The organism is Chromohalobacter sp. 296-RDG, assembly GCF_029889885.1.
Classification (GTDB): domain Bacteria; phylum Pseudomonadota; class Gammaproteobacteria; order Pseudomonadales; family Halomonadaceae; genus Chromohalobacter.
Genome location: NZ_JARANY010000057.1, coordinates 1 through 16785 on the forward strand (window position 1 = coordinate 1; position 16785 = coordinate 16785).

Annotated in this window: 13 protein-coding genes, 1 tRNA gene and 3 pseudogenes; 11 read left to right on the forward strand and 6 right to left on the reverse strand. The window is 55.4% G+C overall.

Features of this window, described 5'->3' with window-relative positions; genetic code table 11:
- Window positions 1-1018 (reverse strand): hypothetical protein (locus tag OP495_RS14335; protein ID WP_280570232.1); only part of this gene is annotated, 1018 nt, incomplete at its 3' end.
- A 248-nt stretch (window positions 1019-1266) separates the two neighbouring features.
- Here OP495_RS14335 and OP495_RS14340 point away from each other — a divergent pair.
- The 4 genes and pseudogenes from OP495_RS14340 to OP495_RS14355 all read left to right on the forward strand — a co-directional run bounded on the left by OP495_RS14340 (window position 1267) and on the right by OP495_RS14355 (window position 9155).
- Window positions 1267-2049 (forward strand): annotated as a pseudogene (locus OP495_RS14340) (WYL domain-containing protein).
- Between the two features lie 27 nt (window positions 2050-2076).
- Entirely contained in the window at window positions 2077-2511 is a 435-nt protein-coding gene (locus OP495_RS14345; RefSeq protein ID WP_280570234.1) for a hypothetical protein, read from the forward strand.
- 94 nt (window positions 2512-2605) lie between these two features.
- On the forward strand, window positions 2606-7663 hold the full coding sequence (locus OP495_RS14350; RefSeq protein ID WP_280570236.1) for an AAA domain-containing protein: 5058 nt from the start codon (window positions 2606-2608) through the stop codon (window positions 7661-7663).
- Window positions 7664-8017: 354 nt separating this feature from the next.
- Window positions 8018-9155, forward strand: a pseudogene (locus OP495_RS14355) (IS3 family transposase).
- 14 nt (window positions 9156-9169) lie between these two features.
- On the opposite strand, the gene OP495_RS14360 reads toward OP495_RS14355, so the two are convergent.
- The 4 genes from OP495_RS14360 to OP495_RS14375 form a co-directional block, all read right to left on the reverse strand.
- The gene (locus OP495_RS14360) at window positions 9170-9940 is read right to left on the reverse strand and encodes a site-specific integrase (protein ID WP_280570237.1); all 771 of its coding nucleotides are present in this window, start codon (window positions 9938-9940) and stop codon (window positions 9170-9172) included.
- 156 nt (window positions 9941-10096) lie between these two features.
- Window positions 10097-10173, reverse strand: a tRNA-Arg gene (locus OP495_RS14365).
- A 33-nt stretch (window positions 10174-10206) separates the two neighbouring features.
- On the reverse strand, window positions 10207-10530 hold the full coding sequence (locus OP495_RS14370; protein ID WP_280570238.1) for an EAL domain-containing protein: 324 nt from the start codon (window positions 10528-10530) through the stop codon (window positions 10207-10209).
- On the reverse strand, window positions 10508-10840 hold the full coding sequence (locus OP495_RS14375) for a hypothetical protein (RefSeq protein WP_280570239.1): 333 nt from the start codon (window positions 10838-10840) through the stop codon (window positions 10508-10510). Before OP495_RS14375 ends, OP495_RS14370 begins: the two co-directional genes overlap by 23 nt.
- 258 nt (window positions 10841-11098) lie before the next feature.
- Between OP495_RS14375 and OP495_RS14380 the strand changes: the two genes are divergently transcribed.
- Complete coding sequence (locus tag OP495_RS14380; RefSeq protein ID WP_280570241.1) at window positions 11099-11875, forward strand: methyltransferase domain-containing protein; 777 nt, start codon at window positions 11099-11101, stop codon at window positions 11873-11875.
- Window positions 11872-12867 carry a class I SAM-dependent methyltransferase gene (locus tag OP495_RS14385; protein WP_280570243.1) on the forward strand — a complete coding sequence of 332 codons (996 nt, stop codon included), beginning with the start codon at window positions 11872-11874 and terminating at the stop codon, window positions 12865-12867. The genes OP495_RS14380 and OP495_RS14385 overlap by 4 nt, the downstream gene beginning before the upstream one ends.
- 19 nt (window positions 12868-12886) lie before the next feature.
- On the opposite strand, the gene greB is transcribed toward OP495_RS14385, so the two are convergent.
- Window positions 12887-13426: a transcription elongation factor GreB gene (gene greB, locus OP495_RS14390; RefSeq protein WP_280563506.1), complete on the reverse strand. Its 540-nt coding sequence runs from the start codon at window positions 13424-13426 to the stop codon at window positions 12887-12889.
- 197 nt (window positions 13427-13623) lie between these two features.
- Here greB and OP495_RS14395 point away from each other — a divergent pair, with 197 nt between their 5' ends.
- The 5 genes and pseudogenes from OP495_RS14395 to OP495_RS14415 form a co-directional block, all read left to right on the forward strand.
- Window positions 13624-14307 carry a hypothetical protein gene (locus tag OP495_RS14395; protein WP_280570245.1) on the forward strand — a complete coding sequence of 228 codons (684 nt, stop codon included), beginning with the start codon at window positions 13624-13626 and terminating at the stop codon, window positions 14305-14307.
- A 125-nt stretch (window positions 14308-14432) separates the two neighbouring features.
- Window positions 14433-15062, forward strand: coding sequence for an NUDIX domain-containing protein (locus OP495_RS14400; RefSeq protein ID WP_280563505.1), 630 nt, complete (start codon window positions 14433-14435; stop codon window positions 15060-15062).
- A 3-nt stretch (window positions 15063-15065) separates the two neighbouring features.
- A complete protein-coding gene (locus OP495_RS14405) occupies window positions 15066-15512 on the forward strand; it encodes a DUF1249 domain-containing protein (protein ID WP_280563504.1) in 447 nt (148 codons plus the stop codon).
- On the forward strand, window positions 15512-16240 hold the full coding sequence (locus OP495_RS14410) for a metallophosphoesterase (RefSeq protein ID WP_280570247.1): 729 nt from the start codon (window positions 15512-15514) through the stop codon (window positions 16238-16240). Before OP495_RS14405 ends, OP495_RS14410 begins: the two co-directional genes overlap by 1 nt.
- A 410-nt stretch (window positions 16241-16650) precedes the next feature.
- Window positions 16651-16785, forward strand: a pseudogene (locus tag OP495_RS14415) (sulfate adenylyltransferase small subunit); the annotation flags it as partial.

Genomic DNA, 16785 nt, shown 5'->3' on the forward strand with positions numbered 1-16785 from the left:
CACTGTCGAGGTCGGCTAGAATGCTGCTAGCATTATGTGGGTTGCTTTTTTTATGGGAAATGTAGTCGTCATGATATTCTTTGCATTTCTCGTTTAGATATATTAACTTTGCGCTAAAGTAGTGAGGGTAATGTATTGTATCCTTGTTTTTGAGATGTTCTTTAGCTTTTGATTGATCATGCTCTGGACGAAGAAGCGTGGCGGCTGGTGAGAGTATTGTTGTAGATTCTTTTGTTGAGAGCTGCTCTTTTATCGTTTCTGTAATGGTTGCGGGTTTGACGGTAGAATTTTTTATTTCTGACATGCTTAGATTTGAAAAAAGCCTGTATGCAGCAATATTTAAAGCGTGAAGAAATTCGCTTTTCCATGGCTGTAGGTGGGGCTCTAGTTCAGGTGGGTGGGTGGTTTTTGAGTTGTTTTTTTGATCAATGATTCCAAGGAGCTCTGTGCGTGAAACGAGAAGCTCTTCTGCATTGCATTTCACATCTTTTAGTATTAGTGTTTTAGTAATTCCAGTAGGTATTTTTTCTTCTTCGAAATAGCATGCAAAGCGTGATCTTAGAGGGCCATAAAGGGGGCGGTAGCCATGGTCTAGCGTATTTTGAAATGCGGTTGTTAATTCATATCCTTCTTTGTCTTTTCGAGGAGCGGCTGCTTCCCTGAAGAATCTTATTGATAAGTTAGTATCAGCATGAAGTAGCTTTGAGTAGTCGGGCGCTTGTATGACCAAGTAGCTAAAATGATTGGCCTCAATTTCATGGGCATTTATAAAAGGTCGGTTCGTTGTGTTATGTAAACCCATGACTTCTGTGATAGAAATAATTTCTTTATATGTTCCAGACCATGTTGGTGTCACGCAATAGATGTGGGCATTACGTGGCTTCCGCAAAAATAATGGTGTTCCGTGTTCAACCAAACGGCTAAGCAAGTTTCCAAGTGGTTCACCAATCACTTCACTGGCTTTGCCGAGCTGCAGCATTGGTCTTGTATCATTGCGAAGATGTTCGATCGACTGCATTGCGTGACGTGGCCATCGTTTTGCGTAGAGAGAAGCTTATAGGGTACCAAAAAAGGTTAGTTATTGGCAGCGGCACCTTAGAACTGAGGTCCATCGCTATGCCGCGATGTGACCAATATCGGAGTTCTCTGCGTGACTCCTGCGCTAGTATATCTCGGCAGCTCGAGGATTAGCTGCTACTATGCCACCTATCACTATCTATTAGGTTGTGCCTGCTTGGATACAGTCGCCGCCAAGGAGGCCTGCGGGTGCCCAACGCAGCACACCAGACAAGCACGCTGGCATCGTTCTCCACACCGCAGCGAGAGCGTCTAGCCCATATCGACTTTACCCTAATGTTCAAGGGTGAGGCGGGGCGCGGCGATCTGATGGAGCGATTCGCCATCGCGCCGACTCAGGCCACCAAGGACTTCGCGCTCTATCACGAGTTGGCGCCGGCCAACATCGTTTACGATAAGTCCAAGCGGTTGCATGTGCGAGCTCGCTCTTTTACGCCGCTGTTCGACTACGGCACGACCCGCACTCTGGCTACCCTGTGCCAGGGGCATGGTGATGGCTTCCTCGGAACGCTGCCGACCTCGGTGCGCTGCGAGATGGCCGATCAGCTCAACCAGCCGGACCTGGCGCTGGTAGCGGCGGTCAGCGAGGCCATGCACAAAGATTGTGCTCTGTCGATTCGTTATGTGTCGCTCTCCAGTGGTGAGACTGAACGCGAGATCGTGCCATACACTCTGGTCGATAACGGCTTACGCTGGCACGTTTCGTCGAATTAGAATTGGCGCCTCATCCGAGTATTGGACATCCATTGGCCATTGATTGCGATTACGCCATGCAATCAAGGTCGCCTGGTGGTGGAACTTCGTGCGGCGCTAGCGGAGTATCTGCTACGTCGCTGGAACGTCGACTGCACGCCGGACCACTCGTTGACTGGTCCAGAGTATCAGCTTGTTTTATCCAACTGTGAAGCACTCTACGGAGTTAAAAATATCCGTCTTGCCCCGGGGTATAGGAAGGTCGAGCAAGATTCGTAACGTATCTGAATATGTGGGGATGGCATTTTGAAATTGGAAGAGGTCAAACCTGATGACCAGATACGTGGCATCAAGCCTGATACAGTGGTCCGAATCGTGGCGGTGGTGCCGGTAGGCACTGATGCCCTGACTGTCTACTACAAGGACAGTCAGGGCGCTATTCATGAGCAGATGCTGTTCCGTGGCAGTGAGCCCAACCTCGCGCTGGCCGAAGGCGGCCCCAGTGGTGGTTTATCTTCTCCGATGGGGTCTGGGGGAGCCGCGTATCCGGCCACGCCAAGCGTTGCTAAGAAGCACTTCTACGGCACTGTCGATCTGAACTCGGTCAAGGCCAAGATGGGCTTCGCGACCCTGGTCGATGAGATCGTCGAACAGTTCACTCAGCGCACTGGCGTTGAGGTGAAGGTTGCCGTGGAAATCGAAGCGTCGATAGCTTCGATGAAGCCTTGCAGCGTACCATAAAAGGAAATTTTAATGTTATAAAGTTTACCTCCTCTGAGTTCGAGGGCGAGTAGGCCAAATTTTTCGGGACGTTGTTGAGTCAGGTGAGGGTCGCATGTGTTCCTCTAGTACAGAATTTGATGCAGAGAGCGTCAAACAAGCCAGCAAGAACCTGGGCGGCCTGCTGGGATTCGCACAGGAGGTTTTGACAGCGCGTTCCAAAGTCCAGATGGAGATGTCATCTGGACTTGGTGTGTTTCGGGAGCACGATATCTCGGGGCTTCCCGGCACTCGCCTGGATGCTGAGGATGGGGTTTGGCTAAGGTTGGAGCGTCAGCGAGCCACGCGGCCTCCAGAGCCCGAGGAGCATGTGGTTGCATTCGTTGACGGTTTCGGTGATGACCCTGATAGGCGACCTGAGCTGCTGCCCGCAATTTCCCTGGAAGTAACGATCGAAGAGGCATCAGATCTAGTAGAAGCTGACCTGCTTCAGTCAGATAATATACGCGAAGTGACCGAGGATGGTAAGGCCCTCAAGGAGAGGGTCAAAGTGACATTGCATGTCGATAATTTTCTGGCTGTGCGGCAGGATTTCGAGACATATGTCACGGGTCCATGGGTAAAATGGTCGGAGGCAGAAAAGCCGGTTCGGAAGGCCATAAAACTCTACAATGCATTGTTTACGTTGCATTCTGCGATTCATTCAGCGGAAAGCACACCCCCTGAGCTTGTTTGGGGAATCGGCATTGCTCGGTGGGGGGTGGATGGCAATGTCGTTGATATGCCTATTCTTGAACAGCTCCTAGATGTCGAGGTTGAGGAAGGTGGTGAGATTGCGTTCCGGCCAAGGGGGCTTAAGCCCAAGCTGAGCTTGAAACCTTTCATCGAACTCGATGTGGAAGGATCTCCCAAGCTACAGCTTTCGCTACAAGACAGTCTTGCTAAAATTCTTGAAGATGAAGTTGAGTTTTCACCTTTTGATACGGCCTGGGAGCCTTTGCTTTCCACGGCGACGGCGCAGCTGACATCTAGCGCTGAGCATATTTCTAGAGAGGCGCTCGACAGCGGTGCGCAGATACCAAAGATAAGTGACCAACTTACCATTACATCTAGTTGGGCCATATTCGGCCGGCCACGCTCTTCCGAAGCGCGTGAGCAGGATCTTGAATCCCTACGTCAGAAGGTCGAAGAAACTTCAGAGAGGGTGCCGGCTTCACTACGAGGTTTTGCATCGACGCCGCCAGAAGAGCAAGCCGAGAGCTTCGGAGATTTCGAGCTGGACTCAAATGTCCTGCAGGCTGGAGGTGCGACGAATAGTTGGGAAGCGCCAATTGGTAGTACTTCCGGCGCTGATGCTTCCCAAAAGGAGCGAATGGAGGAAGAGCGTCGGCGTGTTCACTTCTTCCCTCTGCCTTTCAACCAAGAGCAGGGAAGAGTTATCGACATGCTGGAAACGGCAGACGTTGTCTCGGTAACTGGCCCCCCGGGAACCGGAAAGACACATTCTATTGCCAATATCATCAGCCACATGATGGCGACCGGTAAGCGGGTCCTCGTTACCGCCAGCACACCAGAGGCTATCGCCGCCGTTCGTGAGAAATTGCCCGAAAGTCTACGCCCGCTAGTGATCGCTTCGGTGGGGACTGACCGTGAGAGTGCAGAACAGCTCAAGTCAGCTGTATCAGAGCTATCCGACAAAGTTATTGGGATGGACAAGGAGGAGGCCAAACAAGAGATGCGGCGGTTGGAAGCAGCTATCGTCGAGTGTGACCGGAAGGCAGACGAAGCTGACCAAAAACTTGCCGCTATTGCTAAAGAGAACCTGACGCCCCTTATCTGGAAAGGGCAGGAGCTTGCCCCGATGGAATTACTGGGTGTCCTCTCGGAGGATGAGGAGAGGTTCGGGTGGTTCAGCGATCGTCCCGTAAATCAACCACCACCCCAGCTTAGAGAAGCACTACAACGGCTGTGCGATGAGCTCCCGAGCCTGGCTCCCGACCTCGTCTATGCCGGAGCTTATATTCCTTCTCTCGAGGAAATGCCCTCGACACAAGCTCTGATTGAAGCCCATGACGCTGAGCTGGAATATCACACGCAGGAGAGGCCGGATTACAGCGGTGCACCGACCATGGCCCGTGATTCTGCTGATATCGACGACGTTGGTGCGGAACTCCTAGCTGATCTGAAAAGCCTCCAGCAGCGATTGGTCAAGCTGGACAATTATAAGCGACGGATGGTTGTCGCTGCCTGCTCACAGGCGATGAGTGACGATGTCGGCCCCTTGATGTTGAGGAACACGGCAGCTTTCATCGATGAACATCAATATCTAGAGCTCGCCTCCAAGGTGACTTATGTGCTTGGGAAAAGCTCAGCAAGTGAGTTGACTGATGCAGCTCAGCGAGCGGCTGCAGGTCAGAAACCGGTATCTTTCGGGTTTTTCAACAAGCTATTAAAGGAAGCTGTGGCCTCTATCAAGCTGGGAGACCATCCGCCTGATGGTCGAGAAGATTGGATGGCGGTACATATGGCCAGCAGGCTGGAAGTTGATCGTGAGGAGCTTGTAACTGAGCTTTCACCACTTATCGCAGGAGGGTATGTCCCTGAAGTGCCGTTGCAGGGGCCTCAGATAGCGGATCACCTGGTCAGTTGTAGAATTAGCATTGAGACAGCCATGCAGCTTTCCACCTTGGTGGACAAGGTGATGAATAAGTTACGGATGCTTTTTCCTTACGGGTTGGACCTGGACTCCATGGTGGTTGATCTTGACTTGAGTGATGCGATTCTCGCACTTGAGGCTAATCTGCCGGATAGCTATCAGACTCCTGAAGCTATCCGGATGCTTGATAAATTGGAGCTGCATGAAGAAGTCCCTATCCATAAGGTGCTAATGGATCTGAGGTATGGTTTGGGGAGTCCTGATCTTGATAATGCCGCTATCGTTTCCTTGAGGGGGGAGCTGACCCAGGAACTGACGCGTGTTGGGGAACTGTCTTTACGTCTTCAGCAGCTCAAGCGCGATCTTGAAGCAATAGAGGAAGCCGGAGCTCCCGATTGGGCAGCTCGGTTAAGAAAGGATCCATTGGAAGCGGTCTCGCTGATTCCCAAGGAGTGGGAAGCCGCCTGGGGGTGGGCGATAATGCGTGCGCGCATTGACCGTATCATTGCCCTCGGGAATGGAGATGAAAGCCGCACCGCTAAGGCTGAACTCCTGGCACGACGTCGCAGTCTCTTCGAGCAGTTGATCAGTACTCGTACCCTTCTGGGATTGACCCAGCGGATGACTCCACCTGTCCAGAGTGCCATGTCGGCATTTACCCACGCTGTTTCCAGGATCGGTAAGGGGACCGGGAAAAATGCACCACGTTTTGTCAGAGCCGCTCAAGAGGCAGCCAAAGAAGCTTCGAAGGCGGCGCCAGTTTGGGTAATGCCGGAGTACAAGATACCCGAGCAGCTACCTCCTGAGTTGGGAGAATTCGACCTAGTTATTCTCGACGAGGCATCGCAATCTGATATCACAGCCTTGGCAGCGCTAGCACGAGGCAAGAAGTTATTAATCGTTGGTGATGAAGAACAGGTAAGCCCCAGCAATGTCGGTATTCCTTCTGAGCGTATTAACGCAATGCGGGCCGAACATTTGCATGGTTTGCCGAATCCCAAGTTGATTGATGAGAATACGTCAATCTTCGAGATTACCATGCGGATGTACCCGGCTAGTCATCTTATCCTCAGGGAGCATTTTCGTTGCGTAGCGCCTATTATTCAGTTCTCGACTCGGTTTTATTCCAATCGTCTCATCCCGCTTCGAGTGCCAAAAGCATCTGAAAGATTCGATCCACCATTGGTGGATGCCTACCTGCCTTATGCCAAGCGCTCTGGCAAGACCAATAGAGATGAGGCAAGCTATATTGTCGATGAGATTGCCAATATTGTTGCTGATAATGCGCATGAACAAAGGACGATTGGTGTCATTTCACTCTTGGGGAGTCAGCAAGCTGAGCTCATAGAAAGAATGCTGATCGAGGATAAACGGATAGGACCCGAGAAAATTGCTGAGCGTGAGATGATTGTGGGTGATGCACGTATTATGCAAGGTCAAGAGCGCTCTGTCGTATTTCTTTCCATGGTTGCTACTCCTTCTCAAGTGATGTCACAAAGCAAGAAAGCCGATCAACAGAGGATCAATGTGGCTATGAGTCGTGCAGCGGATCGACTTTACCTAGTACGCTCTGTTCAACTGGAAGACCTGAAAACACAAGATATTAAGGCAGATGTGATCAAACACTTTCACGACCCTATGCCTGAGGGTCGAAAGTATTCTGGTGCGGACCTCTTGGAGCGCTGTGATAGCGGGTTTGAGCGTGAAGTTCTTACTATGCTCCTTGATGCTAACTATCGAGTCAGGCCTCAGGTTGAGGTCGGAAGATTTAGAATAGACCTAGTTGTCGAAGGGGCTGAAGATAGGCGCCTTGCTATTGAGCTAGATGGTGATGCTTTCCATGGGCCTGACGTCTGGGAAAAGGATATGGCTAGACAAGCTGTGCTTGAGAGGGCAGGTTGGGTATTTTGGAGAATCTTCGGTAGTCAATGGCGTGCTCAGAAAAACTATTGGTGGAATCAGCTTCTTCAAATGCTTAGTCGAATGGGGATCGATCCTATCGGCGCTGAGGCTCTCGATGAAAGGTTTACTGATTTCAGGGTTATCCAGCCTTTCGGGCAGTTTAAGGAAAATGGACCTCCTGTTGATGAAATTGAGTCTTCGACTCCGGTTGGCTCAAATGGCAGAAGTGATGATGCTGTCGAAGAGGTGATTATAGATGAGCAAGAGGGCCAGGGGAAGCCTGGACCTAATGTTGACACTCATGTGGAGGAGGGGAATCTCCAGCTTAGTCTATCTGATATAGAAGGTGGCCAGGGAAGTGAAGCTTCTGCCGGTGAATCTAACGAAAATATCGGAGTCGTTCAGATTGGAAGCGAGGTAGTTGTTGAACAAATGTTCGGTGATCACAAGGTTATGAGATTTACCATTGTAGAAAACTACAATGCGCCACAGAAAGGCTTGCTTGGCAGTCATACACCTCTTGGGCAGGCACTGCTTGATTCTAGTGTTGGCGAGGAAGTGGAGTACCATCAAGGGAATGATCACAAGAAGGTTAGGCTAATAGAAATGTCATGAATAATAATTTAAATTGTATTGTTAAGTTTTTTACAGTTTGGGTGCATAGCCTTAAAGCCTTTTACGAGGAAAAGGCACGCTGGCGATAGCAATCCAGCAAGTCTATACACTAGGTTTATGGCTATGGCTCCCTCGTATTTGCCAGTTCTGCTGTGGTTGGCTGATGACCTGCTGCCGCGTATATCGCGGGTGTAATTTGACCAGTAGATACGTGCGTAGGGGAGTTAGTTGTCAATGTAGTTAGCCCACTCTTGCATCATTGCCCGCCGCTTCTCGAAAAGGTCGCCATGATCCGCTCCACTGATTCTGGACACCGCGTTAAGCGAGTACAATCCGCTTATGAGGTGATCCACGATGAGCAAGCAAACGCGCAACCGTTATTCCGATGAGTTCAAGGCCGAAGCGCTGAAACTCGCAGAAAGAACCAGCGTTGCCAACGCCGCCCGCGAACTGGGTATCCATGAATCGCAGATCTATGGCTGGCGTTCAGCAGCGAAGAAGCAAGCCAATGTCTCTGAGCGCGAGTCCGAACTGGCTTCAGAAAACGCCCGTCTGAAGCGCCAAATGGCCGAGCGTGACGAGGAGCTGGCCATCTTAAAAAAGGCGGCGACCTACTTCGCCAAGAACCAAAAGTGAAGCGCTACAATTTTATACGTGAGCACAGTGGCCGGTTTTCCGTCACCCGGATGGCGTCTGTGCTCGGGGTATCGCGAAGTGGGTATTACACCTGGCAGAAGACACGCTTGCAGTCCAGCCAATTGGAGCAGGCTCGGAAAAGGCTTGATCGCCGCGTGAAAGAGGCGTTTGGCCAGGGTAAGCAGCGCGACGGGGCTCGTCGTATCCAAGCCACGCTGGCCGCTGACGGATATCGGTATGATGTCAAAACGGTGGGGGCCAGCATGCGACGCCAGGCGCTGGTGCCCAAGGCCGCCCGCCAGTTTGTCGCCACCACAGACAGCGACCATAACTTGCCTGTGGCGCCCAACTTGCTGGAGCAGGACTCGCCCCAAACCAGAAGTGGGCTGGCGACATCACGTACCTGATGAGCTCCGAAGGCTGGCTGTATCTGGCCGTCATCATTGACCTGTATTCGCGCTCTGTCGTCGGCTGGTCCATGAACACCAGGATGACGGCAGATCTGGTCTGTGACGCGCTGGAGATGGCACTGTGGCGACGCAATTTCCCCGCCGGAGTGATCTGCCACAGCGACCGGGGAAGCCAATACTGTTCCCATGCCTATCAGGATCGGTTGCGAACCCACCAGCTGCGTCACAGTATGAGCCGTAAAGGCAATTGCTGGGATAATGCCTGCGTGGAAAGCTTCTTCCATTCAATGAAAATCGAAGCGATTCACTACGAGCCAATAATGAACCGGGAGCAGCTTCGCCAGCAGGTGTTCGAATACATCGAAGTTGATTACAACCGCCGGCGACGTCACAGTGCTTTAGGCTATGTGAGCCCCATGGACTACGAGCTCAAAACCAGTGCTTAACCGAGTGTCCGTTTTCAGCGGGGCAGATCACCACGACGGTAGGCCGCTTCTACCTTGTTCTCGATAGTATGGGCAAGCGCCCTTTCCGCGACGTCACGCGGATAGCTGGTAACCTCGCCCGTCCAGTCACGAAAGCTAGAGCGAAAGCCATGAGGGACGTAGTTGCCTGGCTTTCCTTCTGGACCATAGCCCATTCCTCGCATCAATTGCAGCATGGCCATGTTCGAGAGAGGGCGGGCATAGCGAGTCCCGGGAAAGACGTACGGATTGCCTTTGACCTGTGGAAGCAGTAACAGCAGCTTCATCGCTTGCTTGGATAACGGTACGCGGTGCTGACGACGCATTTTCATGCGGTCAGCTGGAATAGTCCAGGTCTCGTTCTCGAGGTCGAACTCTGACCACTCCGCGCGCAGTACTTCCGAAGTGCGTGTCGCCGTGAGGATTAGGAACTGCAGTGCCTTAGAGGAAATGCTGGTATATCCCTGGAGGGTAGCCATAAAGACTGCCACCTCATCATAAGGCATAGCTGGGTGGTGACTGACGTTTTTAACGCGCGATGGTTTGGCCAGCAGCATATCGAGGTGACCGCGCCAGCGGGCAGGATTTACTGGATCTCGGTAACTGTGCGCAGCAGCATAGTCGAGGACGTTCTCGATACGCCCCTGTACCCGCTTGGCCGTCTCGGTTTTGCTGGTCCAGATCGGCGATAGGATCTTCAGGACGTCCTGAGTGGTGACCTGGTCCACCGGCATGGAGCCGAGCACCGGTCGAGCGTAGGTCTTCAAGGTGCTGAACCTGCTGGTCACTTGCGGTGCACCAGAGAGGTAACGCTCATCGTGAAGTAGGTCTACTCAGCAATCTTGTTGGGGTCGCTGTTGGGGTCGGAAGCGATTTTGAAGGGGCCCTGAAGCTCGGGGTAGGTGATAAATTGTTGATTTTAATGGTGCCCCCATCAGGATTCGAACCTGAGGCCTTCCCCTTAGGAGGGGGACGCTCTATCCAGCTGAGCTATAGGGGCTTGGCGGGGCGAGTAGTATAAGCGTCCCGGGGCTCAGGATAAAGCCATGTCGCAGCCCATATGGCGCAGTACATCGAGCTGCTCGGGCATTTCGACGCCCTCGGCAAGTACGATGCGTTGCATGGCATGTGCCATGTCGATGATACCGCTGACGAAACGACGCTGTTGCGGACGCTTGACGAGATGGCGAATGGCTTCCGGGTCGATCTTGACGATATCGATGGGAAGCTGGCTTGCGTATGTCAGCGATGAGACGCCGGAGCCGAAGTCGTCGAAGGCGATCTGGGCGCCGAGTCGTCGTGCGTGCTGGATTTGGTTGTAGGCCAGGTCGATGTCATGGAATTGGGCTGTTTCCATGACCTCCACATTGAGGAACGGCGAGGGCATGGCGCTTGCGTGCCTGCACCATGTCCTCTGCGAGCTGACCGGATTCCACCTGATCGCGCGTGACGTTGATGCTTACGGTGACCGCCATGTGGCAGGCTTGAAAGCGTTGAGCGGTGCGCGCGGGCTGGTGGACGAGCCAGGTGCTATAGGCACGCTCCAGCGAGGAATGATTGACGAATATCAAGGGATAGCCGGGCTGCTCACCATCGGCAATCGTGAGTGCGATGCCTGATACTTCCAGCAACTCGGTCAGCGACGGAGGCAAGGTATGTGGGGCCAAGGTCTCGTGTCCTCTACGACGTCCACGCGAAGGCGTGGAAATGGCGCTATTTCACCGGCCACCGGCCGAAGCGCGATCAAGTGGCGTCATGCATATCGGGCCGACGCTATGCTTTATGCGTGAACGCCCCACGTGGTCTGGGCTGGAGGCATACGGACAGTAGCGCTAGACTACTCCTTTTTTACATTCCAGTGCCAGGCTTTGGACGGAGAAGTGTCTTCATTCGCCGATATTTTAAGCGGACTGGATGCGTAGGGGATGTCATTGGTCAACAGCGACCGGATTTTCGACGGCTTGGCCGACAAGTTTGAACGTAGCCTCTACGGGACGCCGCGAGGTGCAATTCGTCTAGCGGTGCTGGGGCATGTGTTACCGAGCGAATTGCCCACCGATGGCCGGCCCGCATTGGATGTGGGCGCCGGCCTGGGCCAAATGAGCATATGGCTGGCGCAGTGTGGCCATACGGTCACCATGGTCGAACCCTCGCGGGACATGCGCGAACGTGCCATCGCGGGCATGGGCGATCTGGCTGTCACGCCCGTCGATGCCACCTGGCAGACGCTGCCCGAACGTGCGCCGGGGTCGTGGGGGCTGATCGTGTGCCACGCGGTTCTGGAATGGTTGGCGGCGCCACAGGCCGCTTTCGCACAACTCGCCACGCTTCTGGCGCCGGGGGGATATCTGTCGCTGATGGTCTTCAACCGCGATGCATTGCGGTTCTCCAACGTGATCAAGGGCAACCTGGACAAGGTGCTCGATGATCGGCTGGAAGGGCTCGGGAAACGCCAGCGTCTGACGCCGATCTCGCCGCTCACCGATGCCCAGATACGCGCATGGAGTATGGCGGAAGGCTTGTCGATCGAGGCGGTGACGGGCGTGCGTATCTTTCACGACTACCTTCTGGAGCGCCACCCTGCGCCGGAGCAGATCGAGAAGGTGATCGAACTCGAACGTCGTTACTGCCGGCAGGAGCCGCACTGGCGTCTGGGACGTTATCTGCATTACACCCTGTACAAACCGGAGACCGAGTCATGAGTGCGGAGACGCCTCCTTGCCAGTTGCTTGACCGTCAGTCTCACGATTACCGCGACTGGCTGTGGGTTGCGCCGCCTCGCGATGCCTGGTTGGAAACGACCGGTGGTAGCGTGTGGAGTACGGATGTGGCGGTTTGTCAGGCCTGGCGGGTTCGAGGATACCGGGTTTACGACGGCCTCGCGCCGGTGCTGGAAGCGCCGGTCGCGGGCGCCGTATTGTTCTGGCCCAAGACGCATGCGTTAGGCGAGTGGTGGCTGCTGGCGCTGTGCGCGGTGTTGCCCGAAGGCACGTCGCTGCAGGTCGTCGGCGAACATCAAGGTGGCGTCAAGCGTGTGCTCAAATCGCTGGCCGCGCTGGGGCTTGGTTGCCGCAAGGTGGATAGCGCGCGGCGTTGCACATTGTATGCTACGCGCACCGCACCGCTGTCGTTGTCGCCGGAGGCAGCCTGGACCACGTTCGAAGCTGCGGGACTCAGCGTTGCGAGCCATCCCGGTGTGTTCGGCCACGGCAAACTCGACGACGGCACGCGCTTGTTGCTCGAGACACTGCCCGGTGCCCTCGGCGACACGGCGGGGCGTCACCTGCTCGATATGGGATCTGGTGACGGCATTCTCGCTGCCTGGCTCGGCGTACGCGGCGCAAGCGTCTCGGCGGTGGATCTCAACGCCTTCGCGGTGGCCGCGACGCGTCGCACGCTAGAGGCCAATCGCGTGGCGGGGGAGGCCTGGCAGAGCGATGTCTACAGCGAAGTGACGGGAAAATTCGACGCCATCGTCAGTAACCCGCCTTTTCATCAGGAGCGTGCCATCGATTATGGCCCGGCGGCACGTTTGATACGCGAGGCGCCTGACAAGTTGGTACGAGGTGGCAGCCTGATCCTGGTGGCCAACGCCTTCCTGCCATATCCCCGCTTGCTGGAAGAAGCCTTCGGTGACTTCACGGTCCTCGCCGATGATCGGCGGTTCAGGGTATACCGTGCCATCAAGCGCTAGGTGACTTTCAGAAAATGACCTAGCTCTCAGGATCGGCGTAGGCGATATCCGTGATCACGTAGGTGGTGTCGCCGGCGGGGGCGTTGACGGTGACGTCTTCGTCTAGCCCTTTGCCGAGCAAGGCCCGGGCGAGTGGAGCGTCGATACTGACCCAATGCTTGTCGGTGTCGGTTTCGTCGTGGCCAACGATGCGGATCGCCAGTTCCTCGCCGTGTTCATCCTCGAGCGTGACATAGGCACCGAAGTATACCCGCGAGGTATCGGCGGGCAGGCGGTCGACGACCTGTACCTCATCCAGGCGTTTGCCGAGATAGCGGATACGCGCGATGACACGATTGAGCTCTTTCTTATTATAGGTGTAGTCGGCATTCTCGCTGCGGTCCCCCTGGGCGGCGGCTTCGCCGACCTTGGTGGAAAGCGCGGGGCGTTTGACGCGAGACAGATGCTCATGGATGCCCTTGAGCCGGGCATAGCCCTGTGCCGTGATCAGCGGGCTCTTCTTTTCCTGGCGCGGGTCCTTGGCGGGATCGCGCCAGCGGGTCATGTTGCGGCCTTTCATGCCTACCTCCAGAGCGTGGAATGCTTACCCTACGCAAGCCTTGCCGGTACGCCAACCCCGATACCCGGTGCGAGATTCGTCGATACCATGACCCGAACTACGACGAATCGACTTAGCGATTAATTCAAACGTTCGTTACATTGCAGGTCGGTGAGCATACTTACTAACACAAGCGTGCAGTACGCCAGGAGGTCGCCATGCAGGTTCGTCATGTCGTGGGAATACGTCGACGTCGTCGTCTCGTACCGGCACGTCTTCATGTTGTCTTGTGCGCCGCATTGATTGGCGCGCTCAGTAGCGCTATGGCCTGGGCTGACGCCTCGCCGGATGGTGTGTATCCGTTGATGTCGCGCTGGGGAAACGTGGAATATGGCATGCAGGGCGCGGCACAGGAAAAGGCGCTGGCAAGCCTGGCGAAAGAGGCCGCTGCGCTCGCCGAGGCGCATCCCGACAATTCGCATGTGTTGACGGCCGAGGGCGTGATTCTTGCCTCGTACGCCAAGGCCAAGGGCGGTCTCGGGGCGCTGGATCTGGCAAAGCGCGCACGCAAGGCGCTGGAACGTGCCATCGAGCTCGACCCGCGTGGCGATGATGGGGCCGCCTATGTGACGCTGGGAGCGCTTTACGATCGTGCGCCGGGCTGGCCAGTGTCGTTCGGTGATGACGATAAGGCCGGTGAGTTGCTGGGTCGCGCGCTGGAAATTCGCGGCGATGGCATCGACACTCATTACTTCTATGCCACGTATCTCCGTGACGAGGGGCGCCGCGCCGAGGCACGTCGCCACGCGCAGCAGGCCGTCGACGGCCAGGCCCGTGAGGGGCGCGATTCTGACGAAGCGTTGCGAGAAAAAGCGCGGCGGCTATTGGACGAATTGTCATAGAAGAGCGCCGGCGCGGTTGGCATCACCATGCCGCGTCGGGATAATGAGGTGCATTGTGCCCGTGTTCGGGACGATGCGCCTTGCACCGTGTCGCCTCGTGCATGGCTTTACTGTCAGGAGGCGTCATGGCTGAACAGTCTCATCCCTACACGCCGCGTTACGCGCATGAGTCGGTCGAGGAGCGCTTCGATGAAACGCTGCAGTCGGGATTCTTCAGTCTCGAGCGGCGTCATTATCGGCATCGCCGTTTTGACGGCCAGTGGAGCGAGCGGGTCATCCGCGAAGTCCATGTGCGCCACGACGCGGTCGGCGTGCTGCTTTACGATCCGCAGCGTGATTGCGTGGTGCACGTCGAACAGATACGTGCCGGTGCGCTGGACGATCCGCTAAGCCCCTGGAAGCTGGAGCCCGTGGCAGGGTTGGTCGACGCGGGCGAAACCGGCGCCGAGGTTGCCCGCCGTGAATCCATGGAAGAAGCGGGCTGTAAGATCGACGAGTTGATCGAGTTGTATACGTACTATCCGAGCCCCGGCGCCTGCACCGAGCGGGTTACCTTGTTCTGCGGGCTGGTGGATAGCGATGGTGTAGGGGGCGTGCACGGTCTCGAGAGCGAAAACGAAGATATTCAGGTCCACGTACTGAGCTTTGCCCAGACCTGGGCACTTCTCGAGCAAGGTATCATCGATAATGCGATGTCCCTGATCGCGTTGAATTGGCTGGTACGCGAGCGCGCCTCGCTACGGGCAAGGAGGTAGAGGATGGCGAAAGCGGCATATGTTAACGACCTCAAGTTCCTGCAAGGCGAATGCACGGCCAACTACCTGCGATTGAGCCGACTGCTCGGTGATATGGGCGCTGGAGAAACACGCGAGATCGCCCTGGCCGGTGAGTATCGCAGCTTCGGCTCGTTGTGGCTGGAAGTGCTCGAATGTGCGCCTTACACCACCATTTGCCGTGTCTCTCAGAGTGGTGTGCTGGATGGCATCATCGAGTCGCCCCGCATGCGCGTGCACCTGTATCACGATGCACGCATGGCGGAAGTCACCGACTTTCAGCGCCAACGACATTTTCATGGCCGGTATCGCTACCCCAATGCGCGCATGCATCAGCCCGACGAAAAACTCCAGCTCAATCGTTTCTTGGGTGAGTGGTTGGAACATGGGCTGGCCCACGGGCTGACCGTGGACATGCCGGAGCTGCCGTGATGCGCCTGATTCAGATCAGCGATTGTCATATTTGCGCGAATCCCGAGGCACGCTCGCGTATTGGCTACCCGTTGCGCCAGTTGCGTGCTGTCGTCGCTCAGGCACGCCGATTGCGTCCTGACATCGTGCTGGTCAGCGGCGACATCGGGCATGATGAATCCCCGGCCGCATATCGCCATGCCTTCGAGGTTTTCGCTGAATTCGAATGTCCATGGTTCTGGATGACCGGTAATCATGACCACCCCGAATTCATGGAAGAGCTGCATCCTTTCCATGATGAACTCGACCTCGGCGAGTGGCGGTTATTGCTGCTGGATTCCCGCGTACCCGGGCAGGCGAGCGGAGAGCTGGGCCAAGCCGCCTTGCAGGACCTTGCCGTGCGTCTAGAGGAAGATGACCGTCCCACGTTGCTGGCCATGCACCACCCGCCGCTGGAAATCGGCTCGGCGTGGATGGATGCGCTGGGCCTGGCGGACCGCGAGGCGCTATGGCAGACGCTGGCCGCCTACGCTCAGGTTCGAGCGGTGCTGTGTGGGCATATTCACCAGGCCTTTGCGGCACGACATGGCGACATTGCCGTCTACGGCTGTCCCGCCACTGCCGATCAGTTTCTTCCTCGGCAAGACGATTTCACGCTCGACGAAGCGTCCCGCCCCGGCTTTCGGATCGTCGACCTGGATGGGCAGAGGCTGTCGACCTGGGTTGAGCGCGTCGATCCCTCTGGCTGAGTTCGATGGCGTCGCGTTCGAGTCCTTTTTATTCTTATTTGTGCTTAAAAGATAGTCCTTAATTCTTTGACGTTATCATATGTCTCTAGATACCGTGACCGCTATGATGCGTAGAGTAGCGGGCCAAAAGGAAATCTAAAGCCTGAAGAGCGCCGCTTCGCGGCTGGAAGCTAGAAGAGGGAAGACCCCGGCTTCGCCGGGAGATGGAAGAGCGCCGCTTCGCGGCTGGAAGTTAGAAGAGGAAAGAAGCCCCAAGATCAAGGCCAGCGTATCGAGGGGTGGCCGTTGGTTTCCCTTCCTTCTTATGTCTTACGCCTTCCGTCTTCCCTCTTATGTCTTACGTCTTACTTCTTCGATCTCTGGCTTTCAAATGGCCTCAACGCCCGTTCCTAACAACCAAGGTTTTTCAGATGTCTGAAATCTCACCCGAACGTCAGACCCACTTGAAGCAGCTCGAGGCGGAGTCGATCCGTATCATCCGCGAGGTGGCCGCTGAATTCGCCAATCCGGTGATGCTGTATTCCATCGGCAAGGATTCGTCGGTG